Source organism: Phytohabitans aurantiacus (genome assembly GCF_027923225.1).
Classification (GTDB): domain Bacteria; phylum Actinomycetota; class Actinomycetes; order Mycobacteriales; family Micromonosporaceae; genus Phytohabitans; species Phytohabitans aurantiacus.
In genome coordinates this window covers 62,345-80,160 of sequence record NZ_BSDI01000009.1, presented here as the reverse complement: position 1 = coordinate 80,160, position 17,816 = coordinate 62,345, and the positions used below count along the sequence as shown (strand labels likewise).

General features: G+C 71.1%; 18 protein-coding genes. 8 read left to right on the top strand and 10 right to left on the bottom strand.

Annotation, left to right across the window (positions count from 1 at the left end):
* The first annotated feature begins 75 nt into the window (after nucleotides 1-75).
* Nucleotides 76-1,485, top strand: a complete 1,410-nt coding sequence (locus QMG73_RS12385) for a glycosyltransferase family 39 protein (RefSeq protein WP_281894825.1) — start codon at nucleotides 76-78, stop codon at nucleotides 1,483-1,485.
* Here QMG73_RS12385 and QMG73_RS12380 read toward each other — a convergent pair.
* Together QMG73_RS12380 and QMG73_RS12375 are read right to left on the bottom strand one after the other, a co-directional pair.
* On the bottom strand, nucleotides 1,472-2,977 hold the full coding sequence (locus tag QMG73_RS12380; protein WP_281894822.1) for a PAS domain-containing sensor histidine kinase: 1,506 nt from the start codon (nucleotides 2,975-2,977) through the stop codon (nucleotides 1,472-1,474). The two genes, QMG73_RS12385 and QMG73_RS12380, sit on opposite strands and share 14 nt — an antisense overlap.
* Nucleotides 2,978-3,038: 61 nt before the next feature.
* Nucleotides 3,039-4,040 (bottom strand): SIS domain-containing protein, encoded by a 1,002-nt coding sequence (locus QMG73_RS12375; protein ID WP_281895058.1) that lies wholly within the window; start codon nucleotides 4,038-4,040, stop codon nucleotides 3,039-3,041.
* 132 nt (nucleotides 4,041-4,172) lie between these two features.
* Between QMG73_RS12375 and QMG73_RS12370 the strand changes: the two genes are divergently transcribed.
* Nucleotides 4,173-5,993, top strand: a complete 1,821-nt coding sequence (locus QMG73_RS12370) for a tetratricopeptide repeat protein (RefSeq protein WP_281895056.1) — start codon at nucleotides 4,173-4,175, stop codon at nucleotides 5,991-5,993.
* 46 nt (nucleotides 5,994-6,039) lie between these two features.
* On the opposite strand, the gene QMG73_RS12365 is transcribed toward QMG73_RS12370, so the two are convergent.
* Nucleotides 6,040-7,626 (bottom strand): MDR family MFS transporter, encoded by a 1,587-nt coding sequence (locus tag QMG73_RS12365; RefSeq protein WP_281894819.1) that lies wholly within the window; start codon nucleotides 7,624-7,626, stop codon nucleotides 6,040-6,042.
* Nucleotides 7,627-7,696: 70 nt separating this feature from the next.
* Here QMG73_RS12365 and QMG73_RS12360 point away from each other — a divergent pair, with 70 nt between their 5' ends.
* A complete protein-coding gene (locus QMG73_RS12360) occupies nucleotides 7,697-8,296 on the top strand; it encodes a TetR/AcrR family transcriptional regulator (RefSeq protein ID WP_407676784.1) in 600 nt (199 codons plus the stop codon).
* On the opposite strand, the gene QMG73_RS12355 is transcribed toward QMG73_RS12360, so the two are convergent.
* Both QMG73_RS12355 and QMG73_RS12350 read right to left on the bottom strand, forming a co-directional pair.
* Nucleotides 8,234-8,743: a GNAT family N-acetyltransferase gene (locus tag QMG73_RS12355; protein WP_281894816.1), complete on the bottom strand. Its 510-nt coding sequence runs from the start codon at nucleotides 8,741-8,743 to the stop codon at nucleotides 8,234-8,236. The genes QMG73_RS12360 and QMG73_RS12355 overlap by 63 nt on opposite strands.
* Nucleotides 8,740-8,955 (bottom strand): biotin/lipoyl-binding carrier protein, encoded by a 216-nt coding sequence (locus tag QMG73_RS12350; protein ID WP_281894813.1) that lies wholly within the window; start codon nucleotides 8,953-8,955, stop codon nucleotides 8,740-8,742. Before QMG73_RS12350 ends, QMG73_RS12355 begins: the two co-directional genes overlap by 4 nt.
* Nucleotides 8,956-9,058: 103 nt before the next feature.
* On the opposite strand from QMG73_RS12350, the gene QMG73_RS46370 reads away from it, so the two are divergent.
* Nucleotides 9,059-9,133, top strand: coding sequence for a 50S ribosomal protein bL37 (locus QMG73_RS46370; RefSeq protein WP_369814844.1), 75 nt, complete (start codon nucleotides 9,059-9,061; stop codon nucleotides 9,131-9,133).
* 1,400 nt (nucleotides 9,134-10,533) lie between these two features.
* Here the strand turns inward: QMG73_RS46370 and rsrA are convergent.
* From rsrA to QMG73_RS12320, 5 genes are all read right to left on the bottom strand, one after another.
* Nucleotides 10,534-10,818, bottom strand: a complete 285-nt coding sequence (gene rsrA / locus QMG73_RS12340) for a mycothiol system anti-sigma-R factor (protein WP_281894810.1) — start codon at nucleotides 10,816-10,818, stop codon at nucleotides 10,534-10,536.
* A gap of 6 nt (nucleotides 10,819-10,824) precedes the next feature.
* A complete protein-coding gene (locus QMG73_RS12335) occupies nucleotides 10,825-11,598 on the bottom strand; it encodes a sigma-70 family RNA polymerase sigma factor (protein WP_281894805.1) in 774 nt (257 codons plus the stop codon).
* A 49-nt stretch (nucleotides 11,599-11,647) separates the two neighbouring features.
* Nucleotides 11,648-12,262 carry an alpha/beta hydrolase family protein gene (locus QMG73_RS12330; RefSeq protein WP_407676783.1) on the bottom strand — a complete coding sequence of 205 codons (615 nt, stop codon included), beginning with the start codon at nucleotides 12,260-12,262 and terminating at the stop codon, nucleotides 11,648-11,650.
* A gap of 27 nt (nucleotides 12,263-12,289) precedes the next feature.
* The gene (locus tag QMG73_RS12325) at nucleotides 12,290-12,688 is read right to left on the bottom strand and encodes a WhiB family transcriptional regulator (protein ID WP_281894801.1); all 399 of its coding nucleotides are present in this window, start codon (nucleotides 12,686-12,688) and stop codon (nucleotides 12,290-12,292) included.
* Nucleotides 12,689-12,899: 211 nt separating this feature from the next.
* On the bottom strand, nucleotides 12,900-13,616 hold the full coding sequence (locus tag QMG73_RS12320; protein ID WP_281894798.1) for an SOS response-associated peptidase: 717 nt from the start codon (nucleotides 13,614-13,616) through the stop codon (nucleotides 12,900-12,902).
* A gap of 89 nt (nucleotides 13,617-13,705) precedes the next feature.
* On the opposite strand from QMG73_RS12320, the gene aroA reads away from it, so the two are divergent.
* Genes aroA through QMG73_RS12300 form a run of 4 tightly spaced genes read left to right on the top strand, consistent with a single transcriptional unit; the run spans nucleotide 13,706 to nucleotide 17,787 of the window.
* Nucleotides 13,706-15,004 carry a 3-phosphoshikimate 1-carboxyvinyltransferase gene (gene aroA, locus QMG73_RS12315; RefSeq protein ID WP_281894796.1) on the top strand — a complete coding sequence of 433 codons (1,299 nt, stop codon included), beginning with the start codon at nucleotides 13,706-13,708 and terminating at the stop codon, nucleotides 15,002-15,004.
* Between the two features lie 16 nt (nucleotides 15,005-15,020).
* Nucleotides 15,021-16,028: a ribosome small subunit-dependent GTPase A gene (rsgA, locus tag QMG73_RS12310; protein WP_281895054.1), complete on the top strand. Its 1,008-nt coding sequence runs from the start codon at nucleotides 15,021-15,023 to the stop codon at nucleotides 16,026-16,028.
* A gap of 22 nt (nucleotides 16,029-16,050) precedes the next feature.
* Nucleotides 16,051-16,863 (top strand): histidinol-phosphatase, encoded by an 813-nt coding sequence (gene hisN / locus QMG73_RS12305; RefSeq protein ID WP_281894794.1) that lies wholly within the window; start codon nucleotides 16,051-16,053, stop codon nucleotides 16,861-16,863.
* 60 nt (nucleotides 16,864-16,923) lie between these two features.
* The gene (locus tag QMG73_RS12300) at nucleotides 16,924-17,787 is read left to right on the top strand and encodes a hypothetical protein (protein WP_281895052.1); all 864 of its coding nucleotides are present in this window, start codon (nucleotides 16,924-16,926) and stop codon (nucleotides 17,785-17,787) included.
* The last annotated feature ends 29 nt before the right edge of the window (nucleotides 17,788-17,816 follow it).

Sequence of the window (17,816 nt, the reverse complement as noted above, 5' to 3'; positions counted from 1 at the left end):
CCCAGGGTCCGACCAGGTGACATCCCATATGACGGGCAAGTGCAACCCGGGTCACACCCCCAGGGTGTATATGCCGTGCTTCTCACCGCGACCCACCGCCGCACCGTACCCGTAGCCGTGTGGCCAACGCTGGTCACACTGCTCCTGACCGGGTATGGCGCCACCGCGCCGCAACTGTGGCGGGACGAGATGGCCACCTGGACCGCGGCCACCCGGTCTCCGGGCGAGCTCGTGCACATGGTGAACAATGTCGATGCCGTCTCCGGGCTGTACTACCTCTTCATGCACTACTGGATCACGATCTTCGGCGACTCGGTACTGGCACTGCGCGCGCCGAGCATCCTGTGCATGACGGCAGTCGCCGCGCTCGCCACGGTCATCGGCGAGCGCCTGTTCGGCACCCGCGCCGGACTACTCGCCGGGCTGATCTTCGCCGTCATCCCCAGCACGTCCCGGTACGCCCACGAGGCGCGCTCGTACGCGTTGGTCACCCTTTTCGCGTTGATCGCCACACTGCTGCTCATCCGCGCGCTGGAGCTGCCCTCGTGGGGACGCTGGGCGGCGTACGGCGCTGCCGTCACCGCGACGGGCCTGAGCCACCTGGTCGCCGTGACCGTCATCGTCGGGCACGCGGTGGCCGTGATGCTCGCGGGACGCGATTTTGTGATCCGCTGGGCCGCGGCCGTCGGCGCCGGCAGTTTGGCCCTGCTACCGCTCATCCTCCTCGGCAGGGGTCAGCAGAGCACCCAACTCGGCTGGGTACCGACACCCAGCGCCGCTGACCTGCTTACCTTGTCGGGGGAGGTCTTCCGGTCCGACATGCTCGCCGGCATCACCGTTGGGCTGGCCGCGCTCGGCTGGGCGAAGCACCCGCGGTGGGGCGCCCCGCTGGCCCTCTGCGCCGTCGGACCGGCGGTGCTCCTGTGGACGGCCGGCCAGGTGACCCAGGTGTGGGTGCCGCGGTACCTGACCTTCACCGTCCCGTTCCTCTGCCTGCTCGCCGGGGCGGCACTGGCCGAGGTGCGGCTGCGCGGCGCGCTGGCGGTGGTGGCCGCGTTCCTGCTGATCAGCGCGCCCGACCAGCGCGCCATCCGGCGCTGGCACGACCCGCAGCCGCGCGACTACCAGGCGGCCGCCGCGATCATCCGCAAGCATCAGAGGCCCGGTGACGGCATCGTGTACGCCCCCCGGGGCGGCTGGCGAATCGACACGGCGATGGACTACCACCTGCGCGGCGAACGCCCCGACGACGTACTGCTCGAGCAGAGCCGGGCCGCGCTCGGCGGTCTCCGGGCCAGCGAATGCGACCGCCCAGCCGAGTGCCTGAACGGGGTGGACCGCGTCTGGGTGCTCGCGGTCGACCAGCAGACCGACCCGCTACGCCCGATGGAACGCGCCAAGGCCGAAGCGATACGCACGGACTACGCCCTAACCAAAACCTGGACCGTCCCCGGCCTAACCGTCGCCCTCTTCAGCGCTTCGTGAGCGGCACGACGATCTCGGCGTGAGTGCCGCGCTCCTCGCCCGCCCGCAGGTCGATGGTGCCGCGCAACTCGCCGGTGACCAGGGCCCGCACGATCTGCAATCCGAGCTTGCCGCCCTTCTCAGGGTCGAACTCGGCGGGCAGCCCCTTGCCGTCGTCGACGACCGTGACGTGCAGCTCCTTGCGATGCCGCCGTGCCGAGACCACGACCTCGCCGACTCCGCCCACGCCGTCGATCTCTGGGAAGCCGTGCTCGACGGCGTTGATGAGCAGCTCGTTGAGGACCATCACGAGAGACGTGGCGATCTCGGCGGGCAGCACCCCGAACGTGCCGACGCGGCGCATCGCCACGCTCGACGCGGTCGTGCCCACCTCGGCGGCGGCCGACGCCACCCGGTCGACGATGCCGTCGAACTCGACCGCCTCATCGTTCGACATCGACAGGGTCTCGTGCACGAGCGCGATCGACGCGACGCGGCGTACCGACTCCTCGAGCGCGGTCTTCGCAGCCGGCACCTCGACGCGGCGGGCCTGGAGGCGCAGCAGCGCCGCGACCGTCTGGAGGTTGTTCTTCACCCGGTGGTGGATCTCGCGGATCGTGGCGTCCTTGGTGACCAGAGCGCGGTCTCGCAACCGCACCTCGGTGACGTCGCGGACGAGCACGAGGGCACCGATCGGCACGCCGGCCGGCATCAACGGCAGTGCCCGGGTCAGCACGGTCGCGCCGCGCGCCTCGATCTCCTTGCGGGACGGTGCCTCCCCGCCGAGCGAGGCGAGGATCCGGGCCGACGCGTCGGTGCCCTCCAGCGGGTCGTCGGCCAGGCGGGCGGCGAGCGCGGCCAGGTCCTCGCCCACCAGGTGGGAGGCGAAGCCCAGCCTCCGGAACGCCGACTGCGCGTTGGGACTCGCGTACGTGACCTTGCCGCTCGCGTCGAGCCTGATCAGCCCGTCGCCGACCCGGGGCGCCGAGGTGGTCTCGCCGCGGTGCCGCGCCGGCGGAAACGTGCCGTCAGCCATCATCTGCGCGAGATCGTCGGCGGTCGTAAGGTAGTTCAGCTCCAGCTGGCTGGGCGTGCGGGCCGTGGAGAGGTTGGTGTCGCGCCCGATCACGCCGATCACCTCGCCGGGCTCGCCCTCCTCGTCGCGCAGCCGCACCGGGATCGCCTCATGCCGGGCCGGCACGTCTCCGTACCAGACCGGGTCGCCTTCGCGCCAGATGCGCCCCTGCTGGTACGCGATGGTGAGGTGCGCGACCTCCGGCCCGCCGACGGTGCGCCCGACCTGGTCGTCCTGGTACGCCGTGGGCGCGGTCGTCGGCCGCACCTGCGCGACGCACAGGAACGTGTCGTGTCCACCCGTGGGCACCCACAGGAGGAGGTCGGCGAAGGAAAGATCGGAGAGCAACTGCCAGTCGCCCGCGAGCCTGTGCAGATGGTCGATATCGGCCGGCTGGAGGCTGGTGTGCTCCTCGACCAGGTCGCGCAGCGTTGACACACGGCCACTCTAGAGCGCCCCGGTCCCCCTGCGGCAGTGCCCGTAGCCCAGCTCTCGTCGCTCAGAGGGTTGCGGTCACCTTGTTCAGGCCGCGGGGGGCGTCCGGGTCTTCGCCGCGCGCCAGAGCCAGCGCGAGCGCCAGGCGCTGGAGCGGCAGGATGTCGAGCAGCGGCGCCAAGCGCTCGTCGACGTCGGGGACGGCGATCTCGCCGGTCGCGCCGATCGTCAGCACGTCGGCGCGGCGCTCGCGGAGGCGCGCGAGCACGTCGCGCATCGCCGCGCCGCCCGGGCCGGATCCGACCACGGCGAGCACGGGCACGTCCGGGTCGGTCATCGCGAGCGGGCCGTGCAGCAGGTCGGCGCCGGAGAAGGCCAGCGCCGGCAGGTACGACGTCTCCATCAGCTTCAGGGCGGCCTCGCGCGCGGTGGCGTAGGCGTATCCCCGACCGGTGGTGACCATCCGCGCGGCGAACCGGTACCGGGCGGCGATGCCGGTCAGCGCGTCGTTTTCCAGTACCCGTGCGGCGAGGTCGGGCAGCTCCGCCAGCTCGTCGGGGACCGCCCCGCCCGCGCGCACCGCCTCGACGAGCATGAGCAGGGCGAGCAGCTCCGCCGTGTACGTCTTCGTGGCGGCCACGGCGCGCTCATGCCCCGCGGCGACGTCGACGGACAGCTCCGCGACCTCGGCGAGCGGCGACGAAGGGTTGTTGGTGACCGCGAGCGTGAGCGCGCCGGACTCGCGGGCGACGCGCAGCACCTCGGCGAGGTCGGGCGAGCCGCCGCTCTGGCTGACGCCGACGACGAGGGCGTGGGAGAGGTCGGGCCGGGCCCCGTAGACGGTGACGGCGCTGGGCGACGCCAGCCCAGCCGGCAGGCCGAGGCGGATCTCGGCGAGGTATGCCGCGTAGAGGGCGGCGTGGTCGGAGGTGCCGCGGGCGGTGAAGACCACGTGCCGCGGCCGGCGCTCGGCAATGACGGCGGCCACCTCTGCGATCGCCGTGGCGTGGGCCGGCTCGAGCAGCCGCGCATACACCTCGGGCTGCTCGGCGATGTCGGCCGCCATGCCCGCACCAGGTTTCATCACGTGCTCAATTTTGCACGGTACAGCCGAGAAACGCAACCAAACGAGCACGCCCCCACGATGCTCTACGCTGCCGCACGGGGGAACGATCAAGGGGGGCGAGTGCCTGAGGGAATGGACGATCCACGCCTGTCCGCCGAGGGGGAACTGGCGCTGGCTCGGATGGCACTCGACGAGGGCGACCTGCAGCACGCGGCCGAGCATGTCGCCGGTGCCATCGCACACGCACCGACCATGCCGGAGGTCCACGAGGTACTGGCACAGCTCGCCACCCGCACCGCTGACGCGGTCGCCCTCTTCGCCCTGGGCGACAACGTCTTCATCGGCACCGTGGTGGCACGCGCGCACCTGCTCGCCGCGGCCGGGCGGCACGCCGAGGGGCTGGACCTACTCGCCGCCGCGACCGGCCACGTGCCCACCGCCGACTGGGCGGGCGTGCCCTGGGTGACTGAGCCCCAGCTGGCCGGCCGCGTCGAGCCCGATCACCTCGCCCGCGTACTCATGCAGGTGTGCGCGGCGGTGCCCGACCCGGTGCCGGAGGCCGACCGGGAGCCGCTCCGGCCGTACCTGAAGCTGGCCGACAACGCCGTGACCGCGCACCCGCGCCACGGCATGTTGCTCGGCGCGGCGTCAGCGCTCGCCCGCCGGATCGGCGAGGCGACGCGCGCGGTCGAGTGGGCCGCTCGCGGCGTCGAGGCCCATCCGACGAAGCTCACCGAGGTGTGGCTGGGCTACGCCTACCGCAGCGCCGGCCGCCCCGCGGAGGCCGTCGCCGCGCTGCGCCGCGCGGCCGCGCACGACCCTGAAGACCTTTCCGTGTACGCGGACATCGCGGGCACCTTGGCGGATCACGGCCGCCTCGACGACGCCCTCGCGTGGATCGACCGGGCGCTCGCCAAGGATCCGACCTACGACTGTGCGGTGCATACCGGTCACCGGCTGCGGTACCGGCGGGACGGGCAGCTGCGGCACCTCGTGGCGCTCGCCGACTTCCAGCGCGACCACCCGGACAACTCGCACGAGCACACCGACCTCGCCGAGTGCTGCCACGACCAGCCCTGGTTGGGGCGGCTGCCCTCAGCGGGCGAGGCCGTCGTCAACGTGCTCCGACAGATGCTCGCCAACGACTCGTCACCGGAGGGTGGCCGGATCTGGCTCAGCGGCCTCGAACCGCCCAGCGCCATGCGCGCGGTCAGCGAGGCGATTCCCGGGCTGGCGGTGACCGTGGAGCGCATCCTCACGCCCGACATCCGGGAACCACGCCGTGCCGGTGGGCGGACGCTGTGGCGGTACGACGAGACGCTCGCCCTGCCCGCCCTGCCGCCGCCGTCGCCGATGGCGGCCGAGCGGGTCCGGCAGCTCGGGTACCCCGCCTGGGCGCACCCGCCGGCCGCGTACGACGCCGCTGTGGGGTTCGCCACCGTCGAGCCCGAAGACCTGTTGAGCCTGCTGGTGCACCCGCCGGCCGCGCCGGAGACCGAGCTGGGCCGGACGATCATCGAGCACGATCCCGCGCTGTGGGTGCGGTGCGTGCAGGTCTGGGCGTGCCTGGGCATGCTGCACCACCGCACCGAGGAGCCGTGGGCCGACTCGGCCCGGCGGCGGGTACTGCTCGACCTGGTCTGGGGTGTCGAAGACTGGACCACCGAGGCGGCCCTGTTCGCGCTCGTGACCGCCGCGTGGGTGGACCCGTCGGCGCGTACCGACGTGGCGAGCGTGGTCGCCGAGCGGCTGGCGGACGTGGCGGCGGTGTCGCACGACCGGCCGGTCTCGATCGCGTGGTCGGTGGCGAAGCTGGCGCTGGCCACCCCGGACCTCGATCCCGACGCGGTGGAGCTGGCGCGGGAGATCGTCGCGTCCGAGGAGACCGACGCCAAGCCACCGGCGAAGCGGCAGCGCTGGTGGCGCCGCTTCCTCCGCCGCCGCGGCGCTTGATCATTGCGTCATTCAAGTGGCTATGACGACTTGAATGACGCAATGATCACGGGGCTACCGCTGCGGCCTCCGCCTCGGCGGGAGCGGGCTCCGAAGGGGCGCCGCGCAAAGGGATCTCCTTGATGAACCACGCCAGGATCGGCACCACCGCCGCGAACACGACCGCCCACCAGAAGATGCCGGAGATCGAGTTCGCCAGGCTGGTCAGCAGCCCGTCGCGAGCCGCCGCCGGCAGCGTCGCGAGTACCGCCGGGTCGAAGCCGCCCGCGGCACCGCTGCCGCTGCCGAACTGGTCGGCCGCCTGCGCGCCCATCCGCTCGGCGATCTGGTCGTGCAGCCGGGCCGCGAAGATCGCCCCGAAGAGGGAGACACCGAACGAGCCACCGATGGACCGGAAGAACGTCGCCGCGCCGCTGGCCGCGCCGAGGTCGCGCTGCTCGACGCTGTTCTGCGCGATCAGCATCGAGGTCTGCATGAGGAAGCCCATGCCGACGCCGAGGACGACCAGGTAGGCGCCCATCTCGACGCGGGACGTGTGCACGTCGAGCCGGGTGAGCAGCAGCATTCCGATCGTCATGACCACGCCGCCGACGATCGGGAAGATCCGGTACCGGCCGGTCTTGGTGATCGCCCGCCCAACGCCGATCGACACGATCAGCATCCCGAACATCAGCGGCAGGAGCAGCAGGCCGCTGCCGGTGGCGGAGGCGCCCTGCACGTACTGCTGGAACATCGGCAGGAAGTTCATCGCCCCGAACATCGCGAAGCCCAGCAGGAAGCCGACCCCCGAGATGAGCGCGAAATTGCGGATCTTGAACAGGTCGAGCGGCAGGATCGGCTCGGGCGCCCCGCGCTCCACGAAGCCGAACGCCACCAGGCTGACCACGGCCAGCGCCGCGAGGCCGAGGATCTGCGGCGACACCCAGTCGTACTCGTTGCCGCCCCACGTGGTGATCAGGACGAGCCCGGTGATGCCCACTGACAGCAGCGCGGCGCCGAGCCAGTCGATGCGGTGCTCGGTGCGGTACTTGGGCAGGTGCATCTGGGTGATCAGGACGAGCAGCGCGACCCCGCCGAGCGGCAGGTTGATGTAGAACGCCCAGCGCCACGACAGGTTGTCGGCGATGAACCCGCCGACCAGCGGGCCGGCGACCATCGCGATCGCCATGATCCCGGCCATCATGCCCTGGTACCGGCCGCGCTCGCGGGGCGGCACGAGGTCACCGATGATCGCCATGACGCCGACCATCAGACCGCCCGCACCCAGGCCCTGCAGCGCCCGGAACGCGATGAGCTGCATCATGCCGTCTTCCGGCCCGCCGAGCATGGAGGAACCCGCCATGCCGGAGAGCGCGGAGCCGAGCAGGAAGATCCCGATCGAGGTGAGGAAGACCGTCTTGCGCCCGTACAGGTCACCGAGCTTGCCCCAGATGGGCGTGGAGACGGTGGTGCCGAGGACGTACGCGGTCACGACCCACGTGAAGTGGTCGAGCCCGTTGAACTCGCGGACGATGAGCGGCAGCGACGTGCTCACGATCATGTTGTCGAGCATCGCGAGCATCATGGCGATCATCAGACCGGCGAGCACGACGTGGATCTTCGGCTTCGCTTCGGTCTGGGCCGTCTCGGTCATGAGGGCGCCCCCTGGTAGAGTACTTACTTGCCGTACGGTAAGTCGGCCACTGACCGGTCGTCAAGTAAGCATGTGGAGTGTGACCATGGACACCCGAACGCGCATCCAGGAGGTTGCGCTCGAGCTGTTCACCGAGCACGGGTACGAGAAGACCTCGCTCCGGGAAGTCGCCGAGCGCCTCGGCGTGACCAAGGCCGCCCTCTACTACCACTTCAAGAGCAAGGAAGAAATCGTCAACAGCTTCGTCGAAGACCGCATCCTGGTCATGGACGAGCTGATTCGCTGGGCCGAGTCGCAGCCACCGGGCGTGGAGCTGCGCCGTGCGGTGCTCACCCGGTACGCCGACGACCTCTTCGGCCGAAACAGGTTCGCGGTCATGCGGTTCTTCGAGCAGAACCAGACCGTGCTCAAGAACCTGTCGGCGGGGCTGCAGATGCGCGACCGCATGCTGCGGGTCGCTCGCCTCCTGGCCGGGCCCGACCAGTCAGCCGAAAACGAGGTGCGCGCCGCGCTGGCGATCTTCGCGGTGCACAGCAGCTTCTTCACGATGCGGCCGGAGATAACCGCGCAGGATCGGCACGACGTGGCGCTGAAGGTGGCCTTCGAGCTACTGGACCGGATCGCCGAGGTCGAGGCGGAGGGCGAAAAGGTCGACGCCGGCCACCGGTGACCAGTCGAGCTCGGGGACGCGCACGAAGCCGATGCGGGCGTAGAGCCGGTGCGCGGATGCCGCGAACCCGCTCCGCACGCAGATGACGATGGCTCGACAGCCCAGCTCGCGGGCGCGACCGACGCACGCGCGCACCAGCGCCTCGCCGACGCCTCGGCCTTGGCCCGCCGGGTCGACCGCGAGCATCCGGAACTCGGCCTCCCCCGGGCCCGACAGCTCCGCGTACGCCGTGCCGGGCAGCACGAAAAGGACCGAGCCCAGCACCCTGTCTGCCTCGTCGACGGCCACGAGGATCTCGCCGGCACCCGAGCGCTTCGCCACGTCGGCGAGCATTTCCGCGTATCCGTGCTCGCCCTTGAGCTGGCCGTCCGCCTCGTAGGCCGCCACGCTGACCCGGCCGACCGCCTCGAAGTCGGCGGGCCCAGCGGCCCTGACCCGCACGCTCACTCGATCACCGCGATCAGGTCGCCCTCTTGGACGACGTCGCCCTCGTTGACGGCGAGCTCACGCAGCGTGCCGTCAGACTCGGCGAGCACCGGGATCTCCATCTTCATGGACTCCAGGATGACGAGAGTGTCGCCCTCAGAGACGGTGTCACCAGCGGACGCAACGACCTTCCAGACGTTCGCCACCATCTCGGCGCGAATCTCCTCAGCCATCCTGCGGCCCTCCCTTGAGAACGGCGTGTGCCTGCGCACGTATCCAATCATGGCCCGGCCACTAGGATCGTCCCGGTCAACCGTCCGTCACTGGGAGGGCATCATGGCCAAGAAGTCCCGCAAGAAGAAGGCCCGTAAGAAGAGCGCCGCCAACCACGGCAAGCGCCCCAACTCCTGACCCTTGGTCAGGCGTGGTGATCCGGAAGGGCGCGCTCTTCCGGGTCACGACCACGTCGATCGCGGTGACCGTCATCACAAGCACCGCGAGGCGCAGGCCGATCGCTTCCTGGATGCCGAAGCGCCAGTACTCCCCCGCGCCGAACCAGATGCCGGCCGCCACGCTCGCCGCCGAGGCGGCCACGACCACACCAGACGCCGACGACAGGCCGGCGCGCGACCGCCACGCACCGCTCGCGACAAGTGCGGCGCCCGCGACGAGCAGCCCCGCGGCCAGCGCCGGCAGCACCCACCTCCGCGGCGGAAAGAGCGCATCCTGTACCGCTTGCGGGGCGACCCGCGCCGTCTTGGCGTAGTCGGCACCGGCCAGCGACAGCTTCAGCACCTCGGCGTTCCGGCGCGCGAAGAGGCCGGGCGCCGTGGTCGCGTACCGCCTCCAGACGCCTGCCGCGTTCCGCTGGCCCCATGCCCTCATCTCGGGACATCTCACGTACGCCTGCGCGAACCGCGCGGTCTGCCACGGCCCGCCGGCGGCGATCTCCTCCATGGCCGGGCAGGACGGCATCCCGAACTCGGTCACGAAGAGCGCGCGCACCTCCGGATCCGGCAGCACGTGCTGGCGGAGCCGGAAGACGAGCAGCCCCTCCTCGTACCGCACCTCGGGCGTGGCGCTGTAACCGGAGTAGGTGCGGTCGACGACCGGCGTGAGCGCGGTGCACCAGACGACCATCGCGGCAAGCACGCCCGCGCCGGTCAGCGCGCCGCGACGCAATGCGGGGCGGCGCCACGCCACCACGGCGAGGGCCACGACGAGAAAGACCGTGAACACCCGGATGTCTGGGCGGGTGAAGATCCACCAGGAGGCGGCGGCCACCATCGCGGCCAGGCTCCACGTCGATCCGGTACGCCCCCAGAGCAGCGCCAGCGCGAGGGTGGCGACGCCCAGCGAGATCGACAGCGACTCGGACAGGATCGCGAAGTCCCAGTTCGCCACCGGCGGGAGCACGGCGAGCAGCAGTACCCCGCCCGCGCCGAGCACCTTGGCGGCAAGGCTGTGAAGCCACGACCACAGCGCCCATGCCAGGAGTGCCCACGCGATCGTGCCGGCGACCCATTGGGCGACCGCCCGGCTGTGGTCACCCGGAAAGAGCGCGTAGAAGGCCGGTACGCCCCAGAGGCGGGGCGCGTGGCCGGTCAGCGACACCGGCCCGTACGAGACGGTGTCGAACGAGGTGAAGACCGTGCCCCGGACGCAGATGACGAGCCGGGCGGCGAGAAAGGCGAGCAGCAGGGAGCCCAACAGCGCCCCGGGACGTTTCACGCTGGCACGCTAGGTCTCCCGGGCGAACTCGGGATGACGCCGAGGTGACGGCGACCCGTCAGTCGGGGAAGGTACCCCCGTCAGTCGGGCAGATACTCGCGCGAGTCGGCCTCGAAGACCAGCTCGCTCAGTCGCGACCGGAGCCGGTCACGCAGCTCGCTCGGCGCTCGCTCGTCGCCGCAGCAGCGTGCCACCAGCGCCTTGACCTCCTGCTCGATGCCGTACTCGCGCAGGCAGGGCGAGCACTCGTCGAGGTGCTGGCGGATCAGGTCGCGACGGTCGTCGGCACACTCCAGGTCGAGGTACAGGTAGACCTCGGCGAGCACGTCGCGACAGTCGGTCTCGTGTGGTTCACCGCAACTCACGGTCTGTCACACCTCCTGACGAGCTGTTGCGGTGTCGGTCGACGGACTGCGGTTGAAGCCTCGATCGGCAGCGTACCGCTCAAGAAGCTTGCGCAGGTTGCGCCGGCCACGGTGCAAACGGGACATCACGGTGCCAATCGGCGTGCCCATGATGTCGGCGATCTCCTTGTAGGAGAACCCCTCGACGTCGGCCAGGTAGACAGCCAGCCGGAACTCCTCCGGCAGCTGCTGCAGCGCCTCTTTGATGTCGCTGTCAGGCAGCCGTTCCAGCGCCTCGGTCTCGGCCGACTTCAATCCACTGGAGGTGTGCGACTCGGCCTCGGCGAGCTGCCAGTCGGTGATCTCCTCGGTGGGAGCCTGGACCGGCTGGCGCTGGCGGCGCCGGTACGAGTTGATGTAGGTGTTCGTCAGGATCCGGTACAGCCAGGCCTTGAGGTTGGTGCCCTCTTCGAACTGGTGGAAGGCCGAGAACGCCTTGAGAAACGTCTCTTGGACGAGGTCTTCCGCGTCGGCCGGATTCCGGGTCATTCGCAGACCTGCGGCGTACAACTGGTCGACGAAGGGCAGCGCGTCGCGTTCGAAGCGAGCCCGCCGCTCGTCGGTCCTCTCCGGTCGGGTCAACCGAACCCCCCTTGGCTGTCCCGCCGAGGATACGCGGAACCCCGGAGCGGCGACGGGGGAAGGTGCCGCGTCGACCGACCACTCGGGTCCGTCGAGCAACTGCCGTACCCGCTCCGCCTCGCGGTCGTCGCGTACCAGACCGTGCGTGCCCGAATGCACTGGATCAACTCCTTCTGATCACGCCTCCGGCTGGTGCAACAGCGGCGTGTCAGGCGGAATTCCTGGCCCAGCCGTGTGCGCGTAGCCACTCGATCGCGATCCGGGCGGTGCCGGCGGGGTCCTTGCGGAGATCGTGGCGTTCGCCGGGGAGCTCCCGCACCTCTACGCCCCGCCTGGCGGCCGGCACCCCGAACGGGTCACGGTCACCGTTGAGCACCAGCGTGGGCAGTCCGGTATCGAGTTCGTCCTGCCGGGAACGCTCGGGCCTGCCGGGCGGGTGCAGCGGAAACGCGAGCGCCAGGATCCCGACGGCACCGACAGCGGTGGCGGTGCGGCACGCCACCCGGGCACCGCTCGACCGCCCGCCCACGATCACGGGTACCCGGCTCCGCAGGGCCTTGATCACCGCTATCCAGGCCTCGTCGAGCTGACCGGCGGGCGCGGGCGCGCGTCGGCCGGCCACCCGGTATGGCTGGGTGACCCTCGCCACGGTGACGCCCGCCGCGTACGCCGCATCACGCAGCGCGACGAGGTCGGGCGCGTCGACACCACCGCCGGCACCGTGACCGAGCACAAGCAGGCTCGCCGCGCGACCCGGCACGGCGTTTACGTCCACCCACGCCGGCCCGCGTGGAGTTGCGATCTCACGACGCTTGTCTGGCACCAACTCATAGTCGCCCAGGCAACGCGCTTATCGCGTGTTTACTGACTCCAAAGTCAGTAGTTGGTCGCGCACCGGCGGCCCGGCTCCGTCGACGGCGTCTTCGTCGCGCTGCACCTGAGCCCGCCAGGCCACCAGCATCGCGCGGCGCTCGCGCGGTGTCGTGGCACCCCACACCCCATGGCAGTCACCGACCTCCAGCGCCCATGCCAGGCACGGCCCTTGGACGTCACACGTGCGACACAAGGCCACCGCGCTGTCTGCCGGCTCGCTGGGCGCCGGAAAGAACGTCTCCGGGTCGACGCTTTGACACACGCCCCGGGTGCGCCAGGCGTCGTCGAACTGCCGCTCGGTCAGAGCCCGCAGCAAGCGCGGGTCTCGACGTGCGGCAGCGACCTCATGCGGGCGTGGCATCCGCGCCCGAGTCATTTACCCACCTCCCCCGTGGGACCGGCGAAACATTGGCGTCTGTCGATTGCCCTGATGCGAATCGAAACCACTGCCGGCGCTGTGTTCTATCGCACATGGAGTACCAAATACAAGAGGTTGCATCGATCCTGGCCGAAAGGCCAAGAGACGATTCACCACGAGACCGGCAAACACCACCGACCGTGATGGGAGCGCTCCAAAGCGTTCAGCGTCAGAAGAGGGTCAATTCGATCGGTTCTTCGGGTGGCGCGCCCGGCGGGAGCCCGCCCGGCACGCGGGCCACGAGCTCCGGTCCGTCGTTGCGGACGTCACCCACCGCCGGCCCGACCGGGCGGATCTCCAACTCGGCCAGGAACTCGTCGCTCGGCGCCGCGAGCAGCTCGTCGGGCTCGCCACCGCCGGCCAACCAGCCGGCCCAGCGCTGCCACGGCAGCAGTAGCGGCATCCGGTCGTGCACCAGCGCCAGGTCGCCGATCGCGGCGGTCGTGACGATCGAGAACGTCAGCATGTCGCCCCACGGCGCCCACAGCCCCGCCAGCGCCAGGACCCCACCGTGCGCGGGCGTCATGAAGTACGCCTGCTTCCGGCCATCGGGAAGGCGCAGCCACTCGTACCAGCCGTCCGCCGGTACAAGGCAGCGACGGCGCGCGAACGACGGGGCGTACGCCTTGGAGCCCGCCACCGTCTCGGCCCGCGCGTTGATCATCCTGGCGGCGCCCTTGGCGTCCTTCGACCACGGCGGCACGAGCCCCCAGCGAGCCGCGGAGAGCGCCCGGCCGGCGAGCCGCTGCGACATGCGCACGATCGGCACCGGATCGGTGGGCGCCACGTTGTAGTCGGGCACCAGGGCACCGTCCGAGTCGTCGTACGACTCGAAGAGCGCGTTGAGGTCCGCCGCGCTGCGCGTGGTCGCATACCGGCCGCACATGGTGCTCCACGCTACGGGATCTATCCCGGCACTCGGGAGAGCCTGATCGGCGACTACGTACCGTCGAGGGCGGACGGCAGACTGTACCCGTGGCCAACATGACCGCGACGCGACAGCCTGTGCCCTGGACCGCCCCGACCGCGACCGATCCGGTCGCCACGACCGTGCGACTGCCCGGCTCCAAGTCGATGACCGCCCGCGCCCTGGTGCTGAGCGCGATCGCCGACGGCCCCTCCACGCTGCGCGGCCCGCTGCGCGCCCGCGACACCGAGCTGATGGCGGCCGGGCTGCGCGGCATGGGCGCCCACGTCTCCACTGTGGACGACAACCGGTGGGTTGTGCGGCCACGCCCCCTGCGCGGCCCCGCGCATGTCGACGTCGGCCTCGCCGGCACGGTGATGCGGTTCGTGCCGCCGGTCGCCGGCCTCGCCAGCGGTCCGGTCACGTTCGACGGTGACCCGCAGGCCCGGCTGCGCCCGCTCGGTCCGCTGGTGCGGGCGCTTCGCTCCATCGGCGTCCGCATCGACGCGTCCGACGCCGGCGGCCTGCCGCTCACCGTCCACGGCACGGGCGAGGTCACCGGCGGTGAGGTGGTCATCGACGCGTCCGCCTCCAGCCAGCTCGTCTCCGGCCTGCTGCTCGCCGCCGCCGCGTTCGAGAAGGGGATCGTCGTCCGGCATGTCGGCCCGCCGGTGCCGTCCGCGCCGCACCTGCGGATGACCACCCAGATGCTGCGGGCGGCCGGCGGCGCGGTCGACGACGGCACGCCAGACGTCTGGGCTGTTCAGCCGGGTCGGCTCTCCGGCCGGGAGTGGGGCATCGAGCCCGACCTGTCGGGAGCCGTGCCGTTCTTCGCGGCGGCGCTGGTCACCGGCGGCCAGGTCACGCTGCTGGGCTGGCCGCGCAGCAGCACCCAGCCGGTCGACCGGCTCCGGCAGCTCCTGCACCAGATGGGCGGCGAGGTGACGCTCGGCACCGACGGGCTGACCGTCCGCGGCACCGGCTCGGTGCACGGGCTCGACGCCGACCTGTCCGACGTGAGCGAGCTGACCCCGGTGATCGCCGCGCTCGCCGCGCTCGCCGACTCTCCCTCGCGGCTGCACGGGGTGGCACACATCCGCGGTCACGAGACCGACCGGCTGTCGGCCCTCTCCCAGGAGCTCACCGGCATCGGCGCCGACGTCACCGAGAGCCACGATGGGCTGGAGATCCGGCCGCGCCGGTTGCGTGGTGCGGTGTTCAAGACGTACGACGACCACCGGCTCGCGCACGCCGCGGCGGTGATCGGCCTGGCTGTTCCGGGCATCGAGCTCAATGATGTGGCGTGTACGTCCAAGACAATGCCCGAGTTCCCGGCACTATGGTCGGCAATGGTGGCCGGGCAGTAGACGCGAGGAGAAGGCGCTGACGGGAAAGCGGCGGGAGTACGACGAGGACGACGTACGGGTCCGCCCGTCCCGTTTCTCGCGCCCGCGTACCCGCACCCGTCCCAAGCACGACGACGCGGTCGACGGGTTCGTGGTCGCCGTCGACCGTGGCCGGTACACCGCGATGGTCGACGACGTCGCCGTCACCGCCATGCGGGCCCGCGAGCTGGGCCGCAAGTCGGTGGTCGTCGGCGACCGCGTATCGCTGGTCGGCGACGTGTCCGGCACGTCCGGCGCGCTCGCCCGGATCGTCCGGATCGCCGAGCGCGCCTCGGTGCTCCGGCGCACCGCCGACGACGACGAGACCACCCCCGAAGGCCGCCTCGAACGCGTGGTCGTCGCCAACGCCGATCAGCTCGTGATCGTCAGTTCACTGTCTGACCCGCCGCCGCGCACCGGGTTCATCGACCGGTGCCTGGTGGCCGCGTACGACGCCGACATCGAGCCGCTGCTCTGCCTCACCAAGGCCGACCTCGCCCTGCCCGACCAGGTGCTCGACTACTATGCAGAGCTCGACCTGCCGTACGTGCTGTGCCGGCCCGACGGCCCACTCGACGAGTTGGGTGAGGCGCTCAGCGGCCGGGTGTCCGTGCTCGTCGGCCACTCCGGCGTGGGCAAGTCCACGCTGGTCAACCGCCTGGTGCCGGACGCCGACCGGGCCGTGGGCGCGGTCAGCGCGATCGGCAAGGGCCGGCACACCTCGACCAGCGCTGTCGCCCTGCGGCTCGCCGACAAGCGGCCGAGCTGGATCATCGACACGCCCGGGATACGCAGCTTCGGGCTGGCACACGTCTCCGCCGTGAGCCTGCTGCACGGCTTCTCCGATCTGGTCGAGGGCACGCTCGAGTGCCCTCCCAACTGCGAACACACGGCCGGCGAGCAGGAGTGCGCGCTCGACGCCTGGGTGGCCGCCGGCCATGCTGACCAGCGGCGACTGGCCTCGTACCGGCGGCTCCTGGCGTCCCGCGCTGGAGAGGTCGAGTGACGAGGTTGATACCTTTCCGGCCATGGCCCGGTATGCCGACGACCTGTCGCTCGCTCACGTCCTCGCGGACACCGCCGACTCGATCTCGATGGCCCGGTTCCGAGCACTCGACCTACACGTCACGTCCAAGCCCGACCTGACGCCCGTCTCCGACGCCGATACGGCCGTCGAGCGCGCGCTGCGGGCCACGCTCGGCCGCACCCGGCCGCGCGACGGGGTGCTCGGCGAGGAGTACGGGGTCACCGAGGCGGCCGCCGGCCCGGGTAACCGGCAGTGGGTGATCGACCCGATCGACGGCACCAAGAACTACATCCGTGGCGTGCCGATCTGGGCCACGTTGATCGCGCTCATGGAGGGTGACCAGCCGGTCGTGGGGCTCGTCTCCGCGCCCGCGCTCGGCCGGCGCTGGTGGGCCGCTCTCGGGCACGGCGCCTACGCGGGTCGCCACACCGCTGCGGCGAGCCCCATCAAGGTCTCGGGAGTCTCCCGGATGGCCGACGCGAGCTTCTGCTACTCCGATCTGGGCGGCTGGGAGGAGAACGGCCGGCTCGGCGCGATGCTGAACATCATTCGCAGCACCTGGCGTAACAGGGCATACGGGGACTTTTACGGATACATGCTCTTGGCTGAGGGTGCCGTGGACGCCATGGTCGAGCCCGAACTTTCACTATGGGACGTAGCCGCCCTGATACCCATCGTGACGGAAGCAGGTGGCACGTTTACGGACCTGTCCGGACAGGCGGGTCCGGGTGGCGGAAGCGCGGTGGCCACCAACGGGAAACTCCACGATGACCTGCTCGAACGGCTTTCGTCGCCCGGGATTGGACCAATTTAGGTCTGCTCCGACTATTCTCGCCGAGTGGCGTCCACTGGTGGTTGGTGTTTTCTCGCGGCAATGATCGCCGCGTACGGCGTAGCCAACCTCCTACAGTCCGTAGCCGCCACCCGCACCACCGTGCACCACACCTTCGACCCGGGCCTACTCCTGCGCCTCGCCAGCCACCGCACGTACCTGGTCGGCCTGGGCTGCCAGACGCTCGGCTTCGTGCTCGCGTTCCTGGCCCGCCGTGATCTCCCCCTCTTCCTGGTACAGGCCAGCGTGGCGGCCGGCCTCGGCGTCACCGCCGTCCTGGGCGTGGTCGTCCTCAAGTGGCGGCTGCCCGCGGCGGAGGTCGCGCTGATCGTGCTGCTCTTCGGCGGCATCAGCGCCCTGGTCCTGTCGGCGCAGCCCGCGCCGTCCCGCCAGATCGGGCCCGCTGGCCTCGTCGCGCTCGCCGTCGCACTCGCCGTGATCGGCGGCCTGGGCGTGTTCACGGTACGGCTGCACGGCGCACCCGGATCGGTGGCGCTCGGCGCGCTCGCCGGCCTGGCGTTCTCGGCCGCAGCGGTGGCCGCCCGCCCACTCGCCGCCGCGCACTCCTTCGACCAGTTCGTGCGCGACCCGCTGCTGTACCTGCTCATCGCCCACTCGCTGGTCGGCCAGCTGCTGCTCGGGCTCGCGATGCAGCGTGGCTCCACGACCGCGGCCGTCGCCGCCATGGACGCGGCCGGTGCGGTGCCCGCGGCGATCATCGGTCTGCTCCTGCTCGGCGACCGCATCTGGCCCGGGCGCGAGTGGCTGGCCGCGCTCGGGTTCCTGGTCACGCTGGGCGCGGTGATCGGCCTCACGAGATACGCGGAGCCGCAGCATCACCACGAGATCGCGCCAGCCCGCCAGCGCCTGCCGCTCCGCCACCCAGCGACCGCCACCCGCCGCTAACCGTTCTTAGTGATCAGGGCGTCCCTGAA